Below are 20,337 nucleotides of genomic sequence, written 5' to 3' on the forward strand. Positions count from 1 at the left end.
CCGCTCATTACGCGCGAGCACCTTGCACGACCTCGCAGGAAGAGGAGCACTTCACGCATGTCTGACCAGACCGAGTTCGACTACGTCATCGTCGGCGGCGGCACCGCAGGATCGGTGATCGCGTCCCGCCTCACCGAGAACCCGGACGTCTCCGTCGCCGTCATCGAGGGCGGCCCCAGCGACATCGACCGGGACGACGTCCTGACGCTGCGCCGCTGGCTCGGCCTCCTCGGCGGCGAACTCGACTACGGATACACCACCACCGAGCAGCCGCGCGGCAACTCGCACATCCTGCACAGCCGCGCCAAGGTCCTCGGTGGCTGCTCCTCGCACAACACCCTGATCTCCTTCAAGCCGCTGCCGTCCGACTGGGACGAGTGGGAGGAGGCGGGCGCCACCGGCTGGAACGCCACGTCGATGGACCCCTACTTCGGCAAGCTGCGCAACAACGTGGTGCGCGTCGCGAAGAAGGACCAGAACCAGATCGCCACCGACTGGGTCGAGGCCGTCAAGTCCGCCTTGGACGTCCCCGAGGTCGTCGGCTTCAACGACCGGCCCTTCGAGGAGGGCGTCGGCTTCTTCGACCTGGCCTACCACCCGGAGAACAACAAGCGTTCCTCCGCCTCCGTCGCCTATCTGCACCCCCACATGGAGGCGGGCGACCGCCCGAACCTCCACCTCTTCCTGGAGACGTGGGCGTACAGGCTGGAACTCGACGGCAAGACCGCGCGCGGCGTCCACGTCCGCACCGGGGACGGCGCGGAGCAACTGCTCACCGCCCGCCGTGAGGTGCTCGTCTGCGCGGGCGCCATCGACACGCCCCGCCTCCTGATGCACTCCGGCATCGGCCCCGCAAAGGACCTCCAGGCCCTCGGCATCCCGGTCGCGCACGACCTGCCGGGCGTCGGCGAGAACCTCATCGACCACCCCGAGTCGGTCATCGTCTGGGAGACGAACGGGCCGATCCCCGGCAACTCCGCGATGGACTCCGACGCGGGCCTCTTCGTGAAGCGGGACCCCGCCCACAAGGGCCCGGACCTGATGTTCCACTTCTACCAGATCCCGTTCACCGACAACCCGGAGCGGCTCGGCTACGAACGCCCCGAGCACGGTGTGTCGATGACCCCGAACATCCCCAAGTCCCGCGCCCGCGGCCGCCTGTACCTCACCTCCGCTGACCCCGAGGTCAAGCCCGCCATCGACTTCAAGTACTTCGAGGACGAGGGTGACTACGACGGGCGGACGCTCGTCGACGGCATCAAGCTGGCCCGCAGGGTCGCCGAGGCCGAGCCGTTCAAGAAGTGGCTCAAGCGCGAGGTCTTCCCCGGCCCCGAGGTCACCGACGACGCCGAGATCAGCGAGCTGGTGCGCAAGGCGGCCCACACCGTCTACCACCCGGCAGGAACCTGCCGAATGGGAGCTTCCGGTGATGAACTCGCGGTGGTCGATCCCGAGTTGAGAATCCGGGGCCTGGAAGGAATCCGAATCGCGGACGCATCCGTCTTCCCGACGATGCCCGCCGTGAACCCGATGATCGGAGTACTCATGGTCGGGGAGAAATGTGCCGAGATCCTGGGAGGTGACGGCCGATGAGCGAGGCCGTCGTGACGAGCAAGGACACGAGCGAGGACACGAGCGAGGCGCCCGGCGACGGGCCCGTCTTCGCCGTCGAGAACCTGTGGAAGGTCTTCGGCCCCAGAGCCGAGCGAATACCGGGCGACAGCGAACTGACAGCCCTTGACCCGGCCGAGCTGCGCGAGCGCACCGGCTGCACCGCCGCCGTGCGGGATGTGTCCTTCGAGGTGAAGAAGGGCGAGGTCTTCGTCGTCATGGGCCTGTCGGGCTCCGGCAAGTCCACCCTCGTACGCTGTCTGACCCGCCTCATCGAGCCCACGTCCGGTTCGATCCGGATCGACGGTGAGGACGTTCTCGCCATGGACAGGGCCCGCCTGCGCGAACTGCGCCGGCACCGTGCCTCGATGGTCTTCCAGCACTTCGGCCTCCTGCCGCACCGCTCGGTCCTCGACAACGTCGCGTACGGCCTGGAGATCCAGGGGGTCGGCAGGGCCGAGCGCCGTGCCAAGGCCCTCGAAGTCGTCAAGAAGGTCGGCCTCGAAGGCCTTGAGCAGCGCAAGCCCGGACAGCTCTCCGGCGGCCAGCAGCAGCGCGTGGGCCTGGCCCGCGCCCTCGCCGTGGACCCCGAAGTCCTCCTCTTCGACGAGCCGTTCAGCGCGCTCGACCCGCTGATCCGCCGCGACATGCAGGAAGAAGTCGTGCGGCTGCACCGTGAGGAGGGCCGCACGATGGTCTTCATCACCCACGACCTCAGCGAGGCCCTCAAGCTCGGCGACCGCATCGCCCTGATGCGCGACGGCCGCGTCGTCCAGCTCGGCACCCCCGAGGAGATCGTCGGCTCACCGGCCGACGACTACGTCCGCGACTTCGTCCGCGACGTGGCCCGCGCCGACGTGATGAGCGTACGCAGCGCGATGCGCCCCGTGGGCGAGGGCGAGGAGACCCCGGGCGCCGCCCTCGCGCCCGACGCCAAGGTCACCGAGGCCATCGAGGCCGTCGCCCGCTCCGGCTTCCCGGTGCGCGTGATGGACGGCAAGCGCTGCCTGGGCGTGGTGGACCACGCGGGGCTGCTCGCCGTCGTCGCGGGGACCGCCACGGCAGGGCCCGCCACCCCAGGGCCCGCCAGGACACCGGCTCCCGGCAAGGGCGAGGTGGTCGCCTGATGGCCACCGCCACCGCTTCCACTCCCGCACGAGATACGGGAATCGGCGCGCTCCTGCGGCACCGTGCCGTCGGTAAGCTCCTGCTGCTCGCCGTCGCCGCCGCGGTCGTCGTGCCGATCCTCAACGCCAAGTGGGCCTCCGGCGCCTGGCCCGACGCCCTCACCGTCGACCTGACCGAGCCGCTCGGCAGGACCACCGACTGGATCATCGACAACCGCGACAGCCACTGGCTGTTCACCTACTTCCTCGGGCACGTCTCCAACGCCATCGTGCTGTCCGTGCGCGGCGTCTACCTCGTCCTGCTCGCGGCGGGCTGGGCCGGAGTGACCATCGGCGCCGGTCTGATCGCCTGGCGGGTCGCGGGCGTCAAGCTGGCCGTCATGGCGTCCACCGCGTTCGCGGTGTGCGGGCTGCTCGGCATGTGGGTGCCCACCATGCAGACGCTCGCCCTGATGACCGTGGCGGTCCTCGCCTCGGTCGTGATCGGCCTGCTCCTCGGCCTCGCGGGCGGACTCAACGACCGCGCCTTCCGCATCCTGCGCCCGGTGCTCGACACCATGCAGGTGCTCCCCGCGTACGCGTACCTGCTGCCGTTCGCCCTCGTCTTCGGCATGGGCGTGCCCGCGGCCATCATCGCGACGGTGGTGTACGCCGCCCCGCCCATGGCCCGGCTCACCGCGCTCGGCCTGCGCGGCGCCGACGGCGGCGTGATGGAGGCGGTGACCTCGCTGGGCGCGACCGGACGCCAGCGGCTGCTCTCCGCGCGCCTGCCCCTCGCCCTCAAGGAACTCCTGCTCGGCGTCAACCAGACCATCATGATGGCGCTCTCCATGGCCGTCATCGCCTCCGTCATCGGCGCGGGCGGCCTCGGCGACCGCGTCTACCAGGCGCTCTCCACCGTCGACGTCGGCCAGGCGCTCGCCGCCGGTATCCCCATCGTGCTGCTCGCCGTGGTCCTTGACCGCGTCACCGGTGCCGCCGGTGAGCGCGTCGGCGCCCACGCGGAGGACAACTCGCCACTGCGGGGCCCGCGCGGCTGGTCCGTCGCCGCTGCCGTCACCGTCGTCGCCGCGCTCGCCGCCCGCTTCGCGGACCGCGTGGACTGGCCCACGGACTGGGTCGTCAACATCGCCCCGTCGGTCAACACCGCCAAGGAGTGGATGGTCGACCACATCTACACCGGCGTGCCCGTCGTCGGCGGCACCGCCGACTGGGCGGCGAACTTCACCGAATGGGTCCTCAACCCGGTCCGCGACGGTCTCCAGGGCCTGCCCTGGTGGTCGGTCCTCCTCATCGTCGCCGCCCTCGCCTGGCTGATCGGCACCTGGCAGACCGCGCTGACCGCCGTCGCCGCGATGGGCGCCATCGGTGTCCTCGGCGTATGGAACAAGTCCCTCGACACGCTCGCGCAGGTCCTCGCCGGTGTCGCCGTGACGCTGGTCCTCGGCTTCGCGACCGGCATCGCGGCGTCCCGCAGCAAGCGGTTCGAACGCCTGCTCCGCCCGGTGCTCGACGTGTTCCAGACCATGCCGCAGTTCGTGTACCTGATCCCGGTCGTCGCCCTCTTCGGCATCGGCCGCGCCCCCGCGGTCGCCGCGGCCGTCGTCTACGCGCTGCCCGCCGTCGTCCGCATCACCACGCAGGGCCTGCGCCAGGTCGACGCCGCCGCGATGGAGTCCTCGCGCTCGCTCGGCGCCACCGGTTGGCAGCAACTGCGCCAGGTCCAGTTGCCGCTCGCCCGTCCCGCCCTGATGCTCGCCCTCAACCAGGGCGTCGTCCTGGTCCTCGCCGTCGTCGTCATCGGCGGCCTCGTCGGCGGTGGCGCGCTCGGCTACGACGTCGTGTTCGGCATCGCGCAGGGCGACCTGGCGACGGGCCTGGTGGCCGGTGTCGCGATCGTCTGCCTCGGCCTGATGCTCGACCGGGTCACGCAGCCCACGACACGCCGGGAACACAGCGCGAAGAAGGGAGCGTGACATGCGCGTTCGTACGCGTGTCATGAGTGCCGTCACGGCGACCGGTGCGCTCATCGCGCTCTCCGGCTGCGGTGCCGCCGACATGACCAAGCAGGCGTCCCCGTACGCGAACGCCGCCGGAGCCAGGACGGTGACCCTCTCGGTCCAGTCCTGGGTCGGCGCGCAGGCGGATGTCGCCGTCGCCGAGTACCTGCTCAAGAACGAGCTGGGCTACCGCGTCGACAAGGTCCAGATCGACGAGGTGCCCGCCTGGGACGCCCTCAGCCAGGGCCGCGTCGACGCGATCATGGAGGACTGGGGCCACCCGGACCAGGAGCAGCGCTACGTCAAGGACAAGAAGACGATCGTCCCCGGCGGCGATGTCGGCGTGACCGGGCACATCGGCTGGTACGTCCCGACGTACTTCGCCAAGAAGCACCCGGACGTCACGGACTGGAAGAACCTCAACAAGTACGCCGACCGGTTCCGCACCTCCGAGAGCGGCGACAAGGGCCAGCTCATGGACGGCTCCCCGTCGTACGTGACGAACGACAAGGCCCTGGTGGCGAACCTGGACCTGGACTACGAGGTCGTCTTCGCGGGCTCCGAGGCGGCCCAGATCACCCAGATCGAACAGTTCGCCAAGCAGAAGAAGCCCTTCCTCACCTACTGGTACAAGCCGCAGTGGCTGTTCGAGAAGGTACCCATGACGGAGGTGAAGCTCCCCGCCTACAAGGAGGGCTGCGACGCCGACCCCGCCAAGATCAAGTGCGCCTACCCGCACACGCCGCTCCAGAAGTACTTCAACGCCGACTTCGCGAAGAACGGCGGCAAGGCCGCGGAGTTCCTCCGCAACTTCCGGTGGTCCGAGGCTGACCAGAACGAGGTTTCCCTCCTGATCGCCGACAAGAAGATGTCGCCTGATGACGCGGCGAAGAAGTGGATCGACTCGCACGAGTCGAAATGGCGGTCCTGGCTGCCGAAGTAGCCCCCCGTCAATCGCGCTGCGCGCTCGTCCTCAAACGCCGGACGGGCTGAGACTTTGCCGCGTCGGCGAAGATTTCAGCCCGTCCGGCGTTTGAGGACCGGGGTCTGGGGCGGAGCCCCAGGATCGGGAAGGGGCGGGATTGGGGAGCCCCCGGCAGGGCCCCTACCCCAGCCCCTCCGCGACCCCCCGCAGCGCTTCCATCGCCCGGCGGTGCAACCCCGGCCCGAAGGTGACCCTAGACGCCCCCAGCTCCCCGAGCTCCCGGGGAGACGGCCCACCCGGAAGGTGGACCACATTGAGCGGCGCGTCGATCGCGTCCCGCAAGGCGGGGATGACGTCGACGGGCGCCATGATGACGTACACGGAATCGGCCCCCGCCGCCAGGTAGAGCCGGGCCCGCCGGACGGTCTCCGCCAGGTCCGGCACCCCACGGACGTACGTGTCGACGCGCGCGTTGACGAACAGCTCCGCCCCGGCGACCTCCCGCACCGCCGCGAGGTAATCCGCCTGCTCCTGGGCGTCCTTGAGACCCCCCACGGGGGTGTCCTCGCGCCCCCAGGAGTCCTCCAGGTTGCACCCGACGACCCCGGCGTCGAGCAACCGCCCCACCAGCCTCCGCGCCTCAAGCCCGTACCCGTCCTCGACGTCCGCGCTGACCGGCACCGACACGGCCCGCGCGATCCGCCCCACGGCCTCGAACATCTCCCGCGGCGGCACGGACCCGTCGGCGTACCCGAGGGAGGCGGCGACACCCGCGCTTGGCGTGGCGAGCGCGGGGAACCCGGCCTCCTCGAAGACGCGGGCGCTGGCCGCGTCCCACGGTCCCGGCAGGACGAGCGGATCGCCGGGAGCCCGGTCCCGGTGCAGCGCGCCGAACGCCGCGGCCGTGCCGGTCACTCGGCGGGCCGGTGCGCGGTCGAGCCCGGCGTGTAGTGGCCCGGCACCATGCGGGAGGTCACCGCGAAGCGGTTCCAGCCGTTGATGAGGGTGATCGCCGCGATCAGGTGGGCCATCTCGGTGTCGTCGAAGTGCTTCGCGGCCCGCTCGTACACGTCGTCCGGCACGAAGCCGTCGGTGAGGACGGTGACGGCCTCGGTCAGCTCGATGGCCGCGATCTCCTTGGCCGTGTAGAAGTGCTTGGACTCCTCCCAGGCGCTGAGCTGCACGATCCGCTCGACGCTCTCACCCGCGGCGAGGGCGTCCTTGGTGTGCATGTCGATGCAGAACGCGCAGTGGTTGATCTGCGAGGCCCGCAACTGCACCAGTTCGAAGAGGACCGGGTCGACGCCCTTCTTCGCGGCGGTGGCGAGCCGGATCATGGCTTTGTACGCCTCGGGGGCGTGCTCGGCGATGTCGAGACGGGGCAGGTGCTCGGGAAGGCGCTCGTCCTCGCGGACCGTGCCGCTTTCGGTGCCGCTCTCCATGTTCGTCATACGTACGACGCTACGATCCGATTAGCCCAGAGGTATGGTCCATTTCCATGGAGGATTCTTGGGCCACTTCCGGTGTGGACCTGGGTGTGGACCTGGGTGTGGACCTGCACCTGGACACCCCTGCGGCGGTGGCCTCCGGCGTCCGCAAAGGTCTCACCGACGCCCTGCGCGAGGCGGTGCGCGGCGGCCGTCTCGCCCCCGGCACCCGCCTGCCGTCGTCCCGCACCCTCGCCACGGACCTCGGTATCGCGCGCAACACCGTCGCCGACGCGTACGCGGACCTGGTCGCCGAGGGCTGGCTGACGGCACGGCAGGGCTCCGGCACACGCGTCGCCGAGCGCGCCGTGCCGGGCCCGGTGGCTTCCCCGCGCCCGCGGCGGACGGGCGGCGCACCCACGTACGACCTGATGGCGGGCAGACCGGACGTGGCGTCGTTCCCGCGCACGCAGTGGCTCAAGTCGGCCCGGCGCGCGCTCGCGGCCGCGCCCGACGACGTCCTCGGCTACGGCGACCCGCGCGGCCGTGTCGAGCTGCGCACCGCGCTCGCCGCGTACCTCTCGCGCGCCCGCGGCGTCCACGCCGACCCCAACCGGATCATCGTCGTACCCGGTATCGCCCACGGTCTTAGCCTCCTCGGCGCCCTGCTGCACGAGCGCGGACTCGGGCGGATCGCCGTGGAGTCGTACGGCCTCGACCTCCACTGGGAGCGCCTGGCCCGCACGGGCCTGCGCACCGTTCCGCTCGCCGTCGACGACCGCGGTGCCCGCACGGACGGTCTCGCCGGGCACGGGGCGGTTCTGCTGACCCCCGCGCACCAGTTTCCGACGGGGGTGCCGCTGCACCCCGACCGGCGGGCGGCGGCCGTCGACTGGGCGCGCCGTGCCGACGGCCTGATCCTGGAGGACGACTACGACGGGGAGTTCCGCTACGACCGGCAGCCGGTCGGCGCGCTCCAGGGCCTCGACCCCGACCGCGTGGTCTACCTCGGCACGGCCAGCAAGTCCCTCGCGCCCGGGCTGCGGCTCGCCTGGATGGTGCTGCCCGCCGCCCTGGCCCCGGAGGTCGCCGAGCTCAAGGACGCCCACGGGGCGGGCAGCAGCGCGCTCGAACAGGTGACGCTCGCGGAGTTCCTGACGTCCGGTGCGTACGACCGCCACGTCCGGGCCGTCCGGCTGCGCTACCGGCGCCGGCGTGATCAGCTCGTCGCCGCCCTGGCCGAGCGTGCGCCCGACGTCCGCGTGACCGGTATCGCGGCCGGTCTGCACGCCGTTCTGCGCCTTCCGCCGGGCAGCGAGCAGACGGTGGTGCAGGCCGCGCACTGGCAGCGCCTGGCCCTCCAGGGGCTGTCCCGGTTCCGGCACCCCCGGGCGGTGGAGCCTTCTTCGGACGCGCTGGTGGTGGGGTACGGGACGCCGTCGGATCGGGCGTGGGCGGCGGCGCTGGAGGCCCTGTGCAGGGCGCTGCCCTGAAGCACGGGCTCTGGGCGGGAAAGCATGGGCTCTGGGTGGGTGGGCCTGCGCCGTGGCGTGAACGTGGCCGCCCGGAAGTAGGCAGAGTGGCGCTTCCGGGACGGAAGTAAAGGGCGCCCTGCGGGCGTCGGCTACGCCGATTCCGCTTCGCTCCACCCTTGACTTCCGTCCCTCCAGCGCGAAGTGCTGTTGTCCGGGCGGCCAGGGGTGGGGCCCCCGGGGACCCCCCGGTGACGGCTATCAGCTTTCGTCGCCGACTCCCGCCCGGCACAGCCGGTTCGACCGCTCCTTTGACCGCCGGTTCGGCTGTGGGCTCGGCCACCGGCCCCCCATCCGTCCGGACACCGGCTCCCTCCATCCGCACACCTACTTTGTGAAAGTTGCGAGCGGCGCGCAGCGGTAGCGCGCGGCCAGCAATTCACGCCCCTCCCCGCCCTCCCCACCTGCGCAGGTACGTAGGTATGCAGGTATGCGCAGGGATGGGGGCGCATACCTCGCCATTCGCACTCCCCCCGCGCGCCTCGCGCAACTTTCACGAAGTAGGTGACAGGCCCGGGAGCCGAGCCGAGCGGAGCCGAGTCCGAACGGCCCGCTGCTCCGGCACCTGGGCCCCAGCCCTCCCGCCGCGTGACGCCCGCCCTCCGCCGTACGACACCCGCCCCCCGCCGTACGACGCCCGCCCCCCCCGGGCGCATGGGCGACAAATGGGCTAGGCGGGACAAGGAGCCGATCAAGTGGGCGGTGCGGTAGCCCGCCCCGGTGGAGCGGTGCCCCCGGTACGGTCCCTCGACGGGGTCGCACCGGGGGCTCCGGGTGCCCGTCCTAGCTGAAGACCGCCGAGCGCATCTTCAGGCGCTCGGAGGCCTGGCCGCCGGGACGGAGGGTGTAGTGGGCGCCCTCGCAGTCGGCCTCCGTGAAGACGGTGACAGTGGCGTTGGTGCGGTTGCGGGGAGAGTGCGCAGGGGACGACGCGTCTTCGTCGGCGACTTCCGGCAGGGTGTGGCAGACGCGGCTTTCCGGGTCGACCAGTGTGGCGAGCTGGGGCCTGCCGTCGAGCCCGCTGTAGGTGTACTGGAACGTCCCGTCGGCGGCGCTCGCGGAGGTGGGCAGGGTCAGGACGAGGGCGAGCGCGCCGAGGGCGGCGCCGACGGAGGAGCGAAAGCGCACGGAGGCACTCCTTTTCGGGATGCGGTGGTTCCGGCGCCGATGCGGCACCGGTCGGCCCGGGATGCGGACGCTTTCGCAACCTGCCTCGGAGAGGGCCGCGTCATCCCCTGTGCGGGGCGGCTTCGCCCGAATGAGGGCCGTCGAAACGATCCTTCCTACGGCGTCCGGGGGGTGCCCGGTCCGCCGGCGTTTGCGACGCGGTCGCGCCGCGCCGAGAGCAGATGGCTCGCCGCATCCGCCGTCACCGTCACCACCGGTCAGGGACAACCGTGAGTTGTCCCTGAGGGATCAAAGCCAGACGGAGTACAGGGCACAAACAACAAGGCGGCGTTCTCGTGCAACCAACAGTTGTGTGGAGGTCGCTAAGCTTGGTGGGTGGATCTCAACGCCGTACGTACCTTCGTCGTCGCCGCCGACAGCGGGCAGTTCCAGGAGGCCGCTGTCGATCTGGGCATCACCCAGCAGGCCGTGTCCAAGCGGGTGGCCGCGCTGGAGCGGGACTTGGGGGTGCGGCTGTTCGACCGCACGCCTCGGGGCGCGCGCATCACCATCGACGGGCAGGCGTTCCTGCCCCACGCCCGCGCGCTGCTCCAGGCCGAGGAGCGCGCGATGGCCTCCGTACAGCCGGGGAGCCGGGCGCTGCGCGTCGACGTGGTGGGCCGCAGGGTCGCCACGGCCGGGCTGCTGCGGGACTTCCACCGTGCGCACCCGGAGGCCGATCTCGACGTCGTGACCCTCTTCGGCGTCGACGCGGCGGTCGCCGCGCTCCAGTCGGGCGCGATCGACGCGACGTTCCGGGCGGTCACCATGCCGGGCAGTGAACTCCCCGACGACATCGAGGCCGTTCCCGTACTCGACGAGCCCATGCACTTGTTCACCGGCCCCGCCCACGAGTTCGCGGGGGCCCGCTCGATCACCCCGGCGCAGCTCGCCGGGCATCGGATCTGGATGCCCGGCAACACCTCCGGGACCGAGTGGGCCGCCTACTACGACGAGATGGCCGCGGTGTTCGGCTTCACCGTGGACGTCGTCGGGCCGAGTCCTCACTTCGGTATCGAGTCGCTCCTCGACACGATCGCGGACTCCGCCACGCTGGCGACCTTCCTCAGCGAGCGCACCCCGCTCGTCTGGCCCGCGGGCCACGACCTGCGTCTCGTCCCGCTACGGGACCCGACGCCCGTCTACCCGCACTGCCTGCTGTGGCACACCGACAACCCGCACCCCGGCCTCACCGCGCTGCGCGACCATCTCCTCGCCGCGCGGCGGGACCGCGCAGCGGGGGAGCCCGCCGAAACGTGGCGGCCGTCGTGGGCTCAGCCCAGGTAGCAGGCCGAGACGTATCCGACGACGCCGGTGCGCTTGTTCTGTACGAGCTGCCAGGCCACGGTGTTGCTGCCGTCCGGGCACTGCACGCGCGGCCCGGCGTCGGCCTGGTACCAGTACGCGCAGTCCCCCTGGTTGGCCCAGCCGACGTGGCTGCCGCCGGGCCGGTTGCGCATGTGGATGCCGGTGCCCCGGAAGTCGGTGTGCGGGCCGCCGGTCTCACAGGCGGCGACCCGGGTGGCGGGGGCGGTGGGGTTCGCGCTCGCGTGCCCCGCCGTGAGCGGGGTCAGGAGCAGGGCGGCCCCCGCGAGGGCCAGGGCCACAGTCGTTCGCTTCATCATGAACGCAACGGTCCCGAACGGGGGCGGGCGCGACAAGAAGGCGCGGCCCGCACCCACCCACCAGCGGGAGTGACTCGTTCCCCCGCGCGCCCCTTCCCGCCACGGGATGCGCCCCTCCCTCGCCGGGGAGTCAGGGCGGCGGGATCATCCAGTCGGGCCGGAGGCCGCTTACCCGTTGAAGAGCACCGACTTGAACGTCCGCGTCTTGCTGTTGTCCTCGGCGCCGGGCTTCAGGTCCGTGTAATCGCCATTGCAGTCCTCCTCGGCGAAGAGGGAGACTTCCTCGTCGGTCTTGTTGCGGGGTGCGAAGGCGTTCACGCGCTTCCCCTGGACTTCGGCGATGTTGTGACAGCTCCGCGAGGCCGGGTTCTTCAGCACTTTGGACTGCGGGTTGGCCGGGTCGCCGTACTGGTACTGGAAGAAGCCGTTGGCCGCGTGGGACGAGGTCGGCACGGTCAGGACCAGAGCGAGGGCGCCGAAGGCGGCGCCGACAGTGTGACGAAGACGCATGGGAACTCCTTGTTGCTGCCGAGGGGGAGAGCCCTCGCAGCATGGCGCGTTCCCTCGCCGGAGCCCCGTGCGGCTGACACGCATCACCCGTTCGATGGGTGCGGAAACGTTACGCCTTGGACCATGTGGGTGTGGGGTGCTTGCGCGTGGCGCAACGGTGTTCTGTGATGCCTGCGCAGTTTTGTGTACGGCTCACTCGACGGTACGGCGCAGGAAGTCCGCCCACGCGGTGGGCGTGACGGTGAGGTGGGGGGCCTCGGGGGTCTTGGAGTCGCGGATGTGGATGGTGTGGGTGGTTGCGGCCACCTCGACGCACGACGGTCCGTCCGCCGTGCTGTAACTGCTCTTGAACCACTCCAGCGTCATGACTCTCTTTCCATCTTCTCGATGAAGTCCTGTGACTCCTCTGGCGTCAGGGCCTGCGCTCGGATGATGCCATAGCGCATATCGAGGATCTGGACCTCTTTCGGGTCGGTGACCACGCGGCTGGCGAGCTGGACCTCGATCAGTCCGACGGTGGTGCCGTCCTTGAGCTTGGTCAGGCGGAAGGGCCCTTCGAGTCCTGTGTTCCGCTCGCGGCTCAAGGGCAGGACCTGGATGTCCACGTTCCGCAAACCGCTGACCGACGACAGGTGTTCGAGCTGGTTGCGCAGTGTCATTGTGCCCCCAGGATTGCGCCGCAATGTCGACTCGCACAGCACAAAGCTGAAGACGGTACGCCCGACCGCGTCCTTGAGGATCTGCTGGCGGTCCATGCGCGCGAGCAGTCGCCGTTCCACCTCGTTGTGCGGGAGGGGCGGGCGCCGGTTGCTGAACACCGCTTCCGCGTAGTCCTCGTGCTGCAACAGCCCGTCGACCACGGAGTTGTTGTACGAGCACACCTCGACCGCCTGGGCCTCCAGCTTGGCGACATCCCGAACCTTCCTCGGGTACCGGGCCTTCTCCGCGTCAGGCTTCAACCCCCGCAAGTGACCCCCCGTATTCAGCACTTCATCCGCCCGGTCCAGAAACTCCGGCCGGGGAATCCGCGCCCCCCGCTCCACCTTGTGGATGAGGTTCTCCCCGTACCCCATCAGCTCACCGAACTGCACGGCCCGCAGCCCCGCCGCCTCCCGCCAGAACTTGATCTGCCGTCCGATGAGTTCGGCGATCGCGCTGGACTCGTCGTCGGCGTCGACCTCCCAGCCGATGTCGTCCATGCTCACGGCGGACCTCCCCAGGTCACGGGTACGGCCGGTACGCGTCGGGACAGGACCGTACAGTCACCGTACGCACAGGCCTCATTACTGTTCAGGCTAAGCGCCAGCGACCACGCTGAGTCACGTGAACTCAGAAATCACCCGAACCGTGCGTTCCGCAAGGACCGAGCGGCGCTTCTGCGCCCAGTTGCCCTCCACGTGGAGGGGAGCCCGCAGGGCGAGGCTGCTCGCGGCCGAGCAACTCCGTGCCTGGGCACAGCCGCACGAGGACGCGGAACACATCGTCGCCGAGCTGGCGGCCAACGCCGCCGTGTACGGCAGGGTCCCCGCGCGGGACTTCCGGCTCACGCTCACCAGGAGGGCGGACGGCGTGCTCCGTATCGAGGTCGCGGACACGCGCAGTGACCGGTTGCCCGTCGTGCGGGAGCCGGACGAGGAGGCCGAGTCGGGCCGGGGGCTCGTGATCGTCGCGGCGCTCGCGGACCGGTGGGGCGTGGAGCTGGGGCCGGATCCGCTCAAGACGGTGTGGGCGGAGCTGGACGGCAAGGGCTGACGGCGGCGTCGTACGCCTGGAGTGGAGGCGGGGCCCAGAAGGGGAGGAGGCCCCGCCGCCGGTCGGCTCAGCCGCGCTGCGCGCGATAGTGCTCCGCGATCTCGTCCGACGTCGTCACCCACACCCCCGGGTGGTTCACGACGTACTCCAGGGCCTGGTCCAGGTACTTCGCGCGGAACGCCTGGCCGATGACGAAGGGATGCAGGGCCAGCGGCAGCACGCGTCCGCTGTCGTCGGCCTCTGCCTCCGCCGCCAGTTGGTCGACCTGGTCCTTGAGCATCCGTACGAAGTCCGGGCCCGTGGTGTCCTTGCTGACGAACAGGCTGATGTCGTTCAGCTCGACCGAGTACGGCACGCTCAGCATCCCCGGCACGTTCAGGGGGAACGGCTGGTCGTCGGCCGTCCAGTCCAGGACGTAGTCGAGACCCAGCTCACGCAGCAGATGCGGGGTGTTGAAGGTCTCCGTGAGGCCCGGCCCCATCCAGCCGCGCGGGCGTGTCCCGGTCGTCCGCTCGATGGTGCCGACGACATCCGTCAGGTACGCCCGCTCCTCGTCCTCCGTCATGTCCGCCTGGAAGATCGAGTTGTTCTTGCCGTGCGCGAGCCACGCCCAGCCCCGCTCCCGGCCCGCCTCGACGATCCCCGGATAGCGGTCGCCGACGTCGGAGTTGAGGAGGGCGCTCGCGCGGACGCCGTGCCGGTCCAGGGTCTTCAGGGTGCGCCAGAAGCCGACCCGCGGCCCGTAGTCCCGCCAGCCGTGGTTGAGCGGGTCCGGGGTGAGGTGCGAGGTGCCCGCGAAGATGCTGGTCGCGGGCTTGTCGACCTCGAAGTGCTCCACGTTGAGGCCTACGTAGAAGGCGACCCGCTTGCCCTCGGGCCACCGGATCGGCTCCCGGTCCGTGATGGGGCTGTAGTCGTAGAGCTCGTTGTCCATGACGCTCACCTCGTATGAATATGAAGTCGAATGTGCCGCTCGGGGAACATGTTCGAACCTTCACATTGATGTGAGGGTCAAGTGGGGCAGGTCGATCGAGCGGGCAAGGTCAATTCGTTCGTCAACCCGTCAACCCGTCAAGTCGTCGAGCGCCTCCTCAAGGACCTTGAACGCCCCCTCGCCCACGCTCAGCGCCTCGTACACGTACCGCACCGCCACCCGCTCCGGCCGCATCCCGCAGAACTGCGAGATGCCCCTGCCGAGCATCCGCGTCACCGCGTCCTCCCAGCCCAGGTCGGCGAACTGCGCCTCGTCGTAGCTGACAAGGCCGAGCCACAGCATCCGCTTCCCGGCGAGCAGCTTGTCCTCGCGGCCGTACGCGAAACCGTTGTTCCACACCCGGTCGATCCAGCCCTTGAGGAGCGCGGGCAGACCGAACCACCACAGCGGGAAGACGACCACGATCGCGTCCGCGTCCGCCACCCGCCGCATGTGCGCGCGGACTTCGGGCGAGTACTCCTTGTGCGGATCGTCCCAGTCCGGTTCGTCGGCCGGCGTCATCCGCGGGTCGAAGCCCTCGGCCTCCAGGTCCATGAGGTCGACCGTGTGACCCTCGGCCGTCAGCCGCGCACGGGCGTGCCGGGCGAGCTGGGCGGTCAGCGAGTCGGCCCGGGGGTGGCCCGTGACCAGCAGGACATTCATCTTCGCCGTCGCTGTCGCTGCCATCACTTGGCTCCTGCCACGAGCTTGACCAGCATCTTGCCGGTGTTGGCGCCGCGCAGGACACCGAGGAAGGCGTCCGGCGCCGCGGTGATGCCCTCGACGACGGTCTGCTCGGTGCGCAGCGTCCCGTCCGCGATCATGGCGGACGCCGTCGCGATCCACTCCGGGAACAGGTCGAGGTGGCTGGTGACGAGCATGCCGCGCAGGGTCGCCTCCTGCTTCGCCGCCTGGAGGAGGTTGTTCGGGCCGGGCACGGGAGCGGTGGCGTTGTACTCGCCGAGCCCGCCGACCAGCGCGATGCGGCCGTCACGGCGGATGGCCCCGATCCCCGCCTGGAGGTGGTCGCCGCCGACGTTGTCGAAGTAGACGTCGATGCCGTCGGGCGCCGCCTGCGCCAGTTGTTCGTCGAGCGCGCCCTGGCGGTAGTCGAGCGCCGCGTCGTACCCGAACGTGTCGAGCAGCTTCTTCGTCTTCTCGGGGCCGCCCGCCGAACCGATCACCCGGGACGCGCCGAGCGCCCGCGCCACCTGGCCCGCCACACTCCCGACCGCGCCCGCCGCCGCCGACACGAACACCACGTCACCCTCACGGACCGGCGCGATCCGCTTCAGCGTCGCGTACGCCGTGAGGCCCGTCGCCCCCAGCGGACCCAGATGGGCCGACGCGGGGGCCACCGACGTGTCGATCACCGTCACGGCGGCGGCGTCGAGCACCGCGTACTCCCGCCAGCCTGCGAAGTGCGAGACGGTCGCGCCCACCGGAACACCGGCCGAGCCCGACGCGACGACCTCGCCGACCGCGTTGCCCTCCAGAGATGCGCCGAGTTCGAACGGCGCGATGTACGACGGCACGTCGTCCATGCGGCCCCGCATGTACGGGTCCACGGACATCCAGGTGTTGCGGACCAGGACCTGCCCGTCGGTCACGGTGTCCGGGACCTCGGTGGTGACCAGTTCGAAGTCGGAGGGGGAGGGGAAGCCGACCGGCCGGGTGGCGAGACGGATTTCACGGGAGCTCGGCATGAGATGTTCCGTTCCTTCACTGAAGTGCGGAGTGGTGCGCGGTGTGATGCGGGGCGGGGCGGTGTTGCGGTCGCCCCGCGGTCCCTGCTGACGAGGAACAAGATGCCGGGGCCCGCGCACGGATCACCGACGGTCCACGCACGACGCGCTGCCCGCGGGGCCGATTACGGTTGCCCCATGCGATTCGAGGTGCTCGGCCCACTCACGGTGCGTACGGACGACGGCGACCCCGTCCCCGTACCGGAGGCGAAGGTGCGCACCCTCCTGGCCGCGCTGCTCGCCCGCGCCCCCCACCCCGCCCCGGTGGACGCCCTGGTCGAGGACCTGTGGGGCGGGACGAGGATTCCCGCCAACCCCGCCAACTCCCTCCAGACCAAGGTCTCCCAGTTGCGCCGCGCCCTCGCCGCCGAGCCCGGCGGCCGGGACCTCGTGACGTACGGCCCGGCGGGCTACGCGCTGCGGATCGCCGCCGACGCCACCGACGCGGCCCGCTTCACGGCTCTGACCGCGACCGCGTACGACGATGCCACCGCGGGGCCCCGCGCCCGTGCCGCCCTCCTCACCGACGCGCTCGCCCTGTGGCGCGGCCCCGCGTACGCCGACTTCCGCGACGCGGACTTCGCCAGGGCGGCTGCCGCACGCCTGGAGGAACAGCACCTCACCGCCCACGAGACCCTCGCCGAACTCCGCCTCGACCTCGGCGAACACGCCGCCCTCGCCGATGGCCTCGCCGACCTCGTGGCCCGGCACCCGCTGCGGGAGCGGCTGCGCGCGGCGCATCTGCGGGCGCTGTACGGGGCGGGGCGGCCGAGCGAGGCCCTCGCCGCGTACGAGGACCTGCGCGTCCGCCTCGCCGACGAACTCGGCACCGACCCCGGGCCCGAACTCAGCGCCCTGCACGGCGCGATGCTCCGCCAGGAAGCGGCCCTGAACCCACCGCCGACGACACCGACGACACCGACGACACCCTCCGTGGCGCCCGCCGTCAGCGAACCCCCGCGCACGAACCTCCCCGCCCCCGTCGCCGGTCTCGTCGGCCGCGCCGACTCCGTGTCCCGCGTACGCGAACTCATACGCCGTGAACGCCTGGTGACCCTCACGGGCCCCGGCGGCGTAGGCAAGACCCGCCTGGCCCTGGAGGCGGCGGCGGGCCTGGCCGAGGACTTCCCTGACGGGGTGTGGCTGGTGGAGCTGGCGGGGACGACGGGGGAGGGGGTGCCGGAGGCGGTGGCCGCCGCCTTGGGCATCCGGGAGGATGCTTCAGCCCGTCCGGCGTTCGAGGACGAGGCGCCGGGCCAGGTTTCACCCCGTCCGGAGCCGGAGTTTCCACCCCGTCCGGAGCCGGAGTTTTCCCTCCGTCCGGAGCGGGAGTTTTCCCTCCGTCCGGTGCCTGAGATTTCAGCCCGTCCGGTGCCTGAGATTTCAGCCCGTCCGGCGTTTGAGGACGAGGCCGAAGGCCGAAAGGGGGGCCCGGGGGCGCAGCCCCCGGTTTCGGGAAGGGGCGGGCTTGGGGAGCCCCCGGCAGGGCCCACCCGCCCCGGGGAGCCGTCTCCCGGGAAGCCGTCTCCCGGGGAGCCGTCTCCCGGGAAACCCTCCCCCGCCGGGTCGGCGCCCCCCACAGGAGTGCCGACCCGCACAGCGGGGCTGACCCGCACGCTCGCCCCCCACCACGCCCTCCTCCTCCTGGACAACTGCGAACACGTCCTGGACGCCACCGCCCCCCTCGTCACCCACCTCCTCCGCCACGCCCCCCACCTGCACATCCTCACCACCAGCCAGGAGCCCCTAGCCCTGACCGGCGAAACCCTGGAAGCCGTCGCACCCCTCGAAGAGGACGAGGCGGTCCGCCTCTTCGCCGAGCGCGCGGCGGCCACCGCCCCCGGCTTCGCCCTCGGCGACGACAACCGCGAGGCCGTCGCCCTCATCTGCCGCCGCCTGGACGGCATACCCCTGGCCGTCGAACTGGCGGCGACCCGCGTCCGCGCCCTCGGCGTGCACGACCTCGCCGACCGGCTGCACGACCGCTTCCGCCTCCTCAACCAGGTGCGCCGCGACGCCCCGGCCCGCCAGCGCACCCTCCGCGCGATGATCGACTGGAGCTGGGAGCTGCTCACGCCCCAGGAGCGGCGCGCCCTGCGCCGACTCGCCGTCTTCCGGGGCGGCTTCACGCTGGAGAGCGCGGAGGCGGTACTGGGGCCCACCCGGGGCGAAGCCGCCGGAGCCCCCGACGCCCGCGACGCCTCCGCTCCGGAGGAGCTGGACGCCGAGGACGTCCTCGACCTCGTCGCGCGCCTCGTCGACCGCTCCCTGCTCGCCACCGCGCCCCCGGTGCCCGGCACACCGCTGCGCCACCGCATGCTGGAGTCCGTCACCGCGTACAGCCTCGAACGTCTCGGCGAGGCGGGCGAGTCGAAGGAGCTCGCGCGGCGTCACGCCCACCATTACGCCGACCTCGCCGAGCGTGCCGCCCCCGCCCTGCACGGCCGCGACCAGCGCCGCTGGCTGCACCGCCTCGACGCCGAGACCGTGAACCTGCGCGCCGCCCTCGACTGGGCCGCCGCCGACGGCGACGCCGCCCTCGCGCTGCGCCTCGTCAACGCCCAGACCTGGTACTGGTACCTCCGCGGCCGCCTCACCGAAGCCATCCGCTCCCTGCTCCTCGCCCTGAACCTGAGCACGGCCGCCCCGGGCACGGCCACCCCGGGCACGGCCGCCCCGGACCTGGGGCGGGCCCGAGCCTCCGCCGCCACCGCCCGCGGCGCCTTCTCCCTGCTCGTGGGCGAGGACGAGTGCGCGTACGGAGCCGACTGCGGCCTCGACACCAGCGGCGCGGACCCCCGCTCCCGCTGGCTCCTCGCCTTCGCGCGCTGCGGCCACGACCGGTCTCCGGAGGAGGCGCTGCGCATCGAGGGGCTGCTCGCGGAGTTCCGCGCGGAGGGCGACCGCTGGGGCGAGGCCGCCGCGCTCGCCACCCGCTCGGTCCGCGCCCTCTACGGCGGCAACCTCGCGGGCCTGCGCAGCGACGCCGAGCGCAGCGCCGCGCTCTACGAGGAACTCGGGGACCGCTGGGGGCAGTTCCAGTCCGCGGAACTGCTCGGTGTGCTCGCCGAGATCACCGCCGACTACGACGTGGCCGCCCGACTGCAACGCGAGGGCATGCGCGGCGCCGAGGAACTCGAACTCTGGACCGAGGTCTCCTTCCGGCTCTCCCGGCTCGGCCGCATCGCCCTGCTCACCGGCGACCCCGACCGCGCCGACGAGTACCACGAGCGGGCCGCCCGCCTCGCCGGTCAGCAGTCCCACCGGCCCGCGCAGCAGTTCGCCGAGACGGGCCTCGCCCTCGGCGCCCGCCACCGCGGCGACCTGGACACCGCCGAACGCCTGCTGCTGCCCTGGCTCGACTTCAACCGGCGCTTCGGCGTCGCCTCCGGCGCCGCCCTCGTCCTCGCCCAGCTCGGCTACGTCGCCGAGCAGCGCGGCGACGCCGCGCGCGCCGAGACCCTGCACCGCGAGGGCCTCGACGCGGCCCGGGACACCGGCGACAACCGGGCCGTGGCCCTGGCCCTCGAAGGCCTGGCGGGCGCCCGCTCCCTGGCGGGCGAGCACCTGGACGCCGCCGCCCTCCTCGGTGAGGCCGCAGCCCTCCGCCAGGCCGAGGGCGCCCCGCTGCCCCCGGCCGAACGCACCGACGTGGACCGCGCCACCGCCCGCTCCCGGGCGGCCCTGGGCGCCACCGCGTTCGAGGCGGCGTACGAGAAGGGGGACGACGCGGGCCAGGCGGCCCCAGGGCCTGCCTGACAATTCCCGTCTGCCACGCGACGCCATGCACGCTCCCCCAAGCTCTCGTCTTCGCTCGAGCAGGGAGGTACCCCCTCCGCCCCACCGGACGCAGACCCAAGTACGTCCAGTACGAGGGCCCGCGCCCGGCACGCCGAGAGCACGCACCTGACGCCGCGTGGCCGCCCTCCGGGCGACGACGGGC

18 protein-coding genes are annotated in these 20,337 nt (G+C 71.7%); 8 read left to right on the top strand and 10 right to left on the bottom strand.

From position 1 onward, the window contains the following. Positions 1-57: 57 nt before the first annotated feature. Genes IG78_RS0112775 through IG78_RS0112790 form a run of 4 tightly spaced genes read left to right on the top strand, consistent with a single transcriptional unit; the run spans position 58 to position 5,681 of the window. Positions 58-1,593: a GMC family oxidoreductase gene (locus IG78_RS0112775; RefSeq protein ID WP_030562327.1), complete on the top strand. Its 1,536-nt coding sequence runs from the start codon at positions 58-60 to the stop codon at positions 1,591-1,593. Next, positions 1,590-2,738 carry a quaternary amine ABC transporter ATP-binding protein gene (locus tag IG78_RS0112780; RefSeq protein WP_078965437.1) on the top strand — a complete coding sequence of 383 codons (1,149 nt, stop codon included), beginning with the start codon at positions 1,590-1,592 and terminating at the stop codon, positions 2,736-2,738. Before IG78_RS0112775 ends, IG78_RS0112780 begins: the two co-directional genes overlap by 4 nt. Further along, positions 2,738-4,714 (top strand): ABC transporter permease, encoded by a 1,977-nt coding sequence (locus IG78_RS0112785; protein WP_030562338.1) that lies wholly within the window; start codon positions 2,738-2,740, stop codon positions 4,712-4,714. Before IG78_RS0112780 ends, IG78_RS0112785 begins: the two co-directional genes overlap by 1 nt. Before the next feature lies 1 nt (position 4,715). Continuing rightward, the gene (locus IG78_RS0112790) at positions 4,716-5,681 is read left to right on the top strand and encodes an ABC transporter substrate-binding protein (protein ID WP_030562340.1); all 966 of its coding nucleotides are present in this window, start codon (positions 4,716-4,718) and stop codon (positions 5,679-5,681) included. Positions 5,682-5,843: 162 nt separating this feature from the next. Here IG78_RS0112790 and IG78_RS0112795 read toward each other — a convergent pair whose 3' ends face one another. Together IG78_RS0112795 and IG78_RS0112800 are read right to left on the bottom strand one after the other, a co-directional pair. Beyond that, positions 5,844-6,578 carry an isocitrate lyase/PEP mutase family protein gene (locus IG78_RS0112795; RefSeq protein WP_030562342.1) on the bottom strand — a complete coding sequence of 245 codons (735 nt, stop codon included), beginning with the start codon at positions 6,576-6,578 and terminating at the stop codon, positions 5,844-5,846. Next, positions 6,575-7,114, bottom strand: coding sequence for a carboxymuconolactone decarboxylase family protein (locus IG78_RS0112800; RefSeq protein ID WP_078965439.1), 540 nt, complete (start codon positions 7,112-7,114; stop codon positions 6,575-6,577). Before IG78_RS0112800 ends, IG78_RS0112795 begins: the two co-directional genes overlap by 4 nt. Positions 7,115-7,161: 47 nt before the next feature. Between IG78_RS0112800 and pdxR the strand changes: the two genes are divergently transcribed. Continuing rightward, a complete protein-coding gene (pdxR, locus tag IG78_RS0112805; RefSeq protein ID WP_030562346.1) occupies positions 7,162-8,583 on the top strand; it encodes a MocR-like pyridoxine biosynthesis transcription factor PdxR in 1,422 nt (473 codons plus the stop codon). Positions 8,584-9,405: 822 nt separating this feature from the next. Here the strand turns inward: pdxR and IG78_RS0112810 are convergent. Then, a complete protein-coding gene (locus IG78_RS0112810) occupies positions 9,406-9,750 on the bottom strand; it encodes a hypothetical protein (protein ID WP_030562348.1) in 345 nt (114 codons plus the stop codon). A gap of 375 nt (positions 9,751-10,125) precedes the next feature. Between IG78_RS0112810 and IG78_RS0112815 the strand changes: the two genes are divergently transcribed. Then, positions 10,126-11,076 (top strand): LysR family transcriptional regulator, encoded by a 951-nt coding sequence (locus IG78_RS0112815; RefSeq protein WP_030562350.1) that lies wholly within the window; start codon positions 10,126-10,128, stop codon positions 11,074-11,076. Here IG78_RS0112815 and IG78_RS0112820 read toward each other — a convergent pair. The 4 genes from IG78_RS0112820 to IG78_RS0112835 form a co-directional block, all read right to left on the bottom strand. Continuing rightward, a complete protein-coding gene (locus IG78_RS0112820; RefSeq protein WP_157855785.1) occupies positions 11,064-11,414 on the bottom strand; it encodes a hypothetical protein in 351 nt (116 codons plus the stop codon). The two genes, IG78_RS0112815 and IG78_RS0112820, sit on opposite strands and share 13 nt — an antisense overlap. 168 nt (positions 11,415-11,582) lie before the next feature. Further along, on the bottom strand, positions 11,583-11,924 hold the full coding sequence (locus IG78_RS0112825) for a hypothetical protein (RefSeq protein ID WP_030562354.1): 342 nt from the start codon (positions 11,922-11,924) through the stop codon (positions 11,583-11,585). 192 nt (positions 11,925-12,116) lie between these two features. Continuing rightward, positions 12,117-12,290, bottom strand: a complete 174-nt coding sequence (locus IG78_RS44885; RefSeq protein WP_063760744.1) for a DUF397 domain-containing protein — start codon at positions 12,288-12,290, stop codon at positions 12,117-12,119. Further along, on the bottom strand, positions 12,287-13,123 hold the full coding sequence (locus tag IG78_RS0112835; RefSeq protein WP_030562356.1) for a helix-turn-helix domain-containing protein: 837 nt from the start codon (positions 13,121-13,123) through the stop codon (positions 12,287-12,289). The genes IG78_RS44885 and IG78_RS0112835 overlap by 4 nt, the downstream gene beginning before the upstream one ends. Before the next feature lie 148 nt (positions 13,124-13,271). Between IG78_RS0112835 and IG78_RS0112840 the strand changes: the two genes are divergently transcribed. Beyond that, positions 13,272-13,676, top strand: a complete 405-nt coding sequence (locus tag IG78_RS0112840; RefSeq protein ID WP_051852582.1) for an ATP-binding protein — start codon at positions 13,272-13,274, stop codon at positions 13,674-13,676. A gap of 67 nt (positions 13,677-13,743) precedes the next feature. On the opposite strand, the gene IG78_RS0112845 is transcribed toward IG78_RS0112840, so the two are convergent. The 3 genes from IG78_RS0112845 to IG78_RS0112855 form a co-directional block, all read right to left on the bottom strand. After that, positions 13,744-14,610 (bottom strand): polysaccharide deacetylase family protein, encoded by an 867-nt coding sequence (locus IG78_RS0112845; RefSeq protein WP_030562360.1) that lies wholly within the window; start codon positions 14,608-14,610, stop codon positions 13,744-13,746. Between the two features lie 129 nt (positions 14,611-14,739). Beyond that, entirely contained in the window at positions 14,740-15,336 is a 597-nt protein-coding gene (locus IG78_RS0112850) for an NAD(P)H oxidoreductase (protein ID WP_225882193.1), read from the bottom strand. After that, the gene (locus IG78_RS0112855; RefSeq protein ID WP_030562364.1) at positions 15,336-16,355 is read right to left on the bottom strand and encodes an NADP-dependent oxidoreductase; all 1,020 of its coding nucleotides are present in this window, start codon (positions 16,353-16,355) and stop codon (positions 15,336-15,338) included. The genes IG78_RS0112850 and IG78_RS0112855 overlap by 1 nt, the downstream gene beginning before the upstream one ends. 177 nt (positions 16,356-16,532) lie before the next feature. Here IG78_RS0112855 and IG78_RS0112860 point away from each other — a divergent pair, with 177 nt between their 5' ends. Continuing rightward, the gene (locus IG78_RS0112860; RefSeq protein ID WP_051852583.1) at positions 16,533-20,153 is read left to right on the top strand and encodes a BTAD domain-containing putative transcriptional regulator; all 3,621 of its coding nucleotides are present in this window, start codon (positions 16,533-16,535) and stop codon (positions 20,151-20,153) included. Positions 20,154-20,337: the final 184 nt, after the last annotated feature.

Origin of the sequence: Streptomyces aureocirculatus, assembly GCF_000720475.1 — a bacterium.
In the GTDB taxonomy this organism is placed as follows: Bacteria; Actinomycetota; Actinomycetes; order Streptomycetales; family Streptomycetaceae; genus Streptomyces; species Streptomyces aureocirculatus.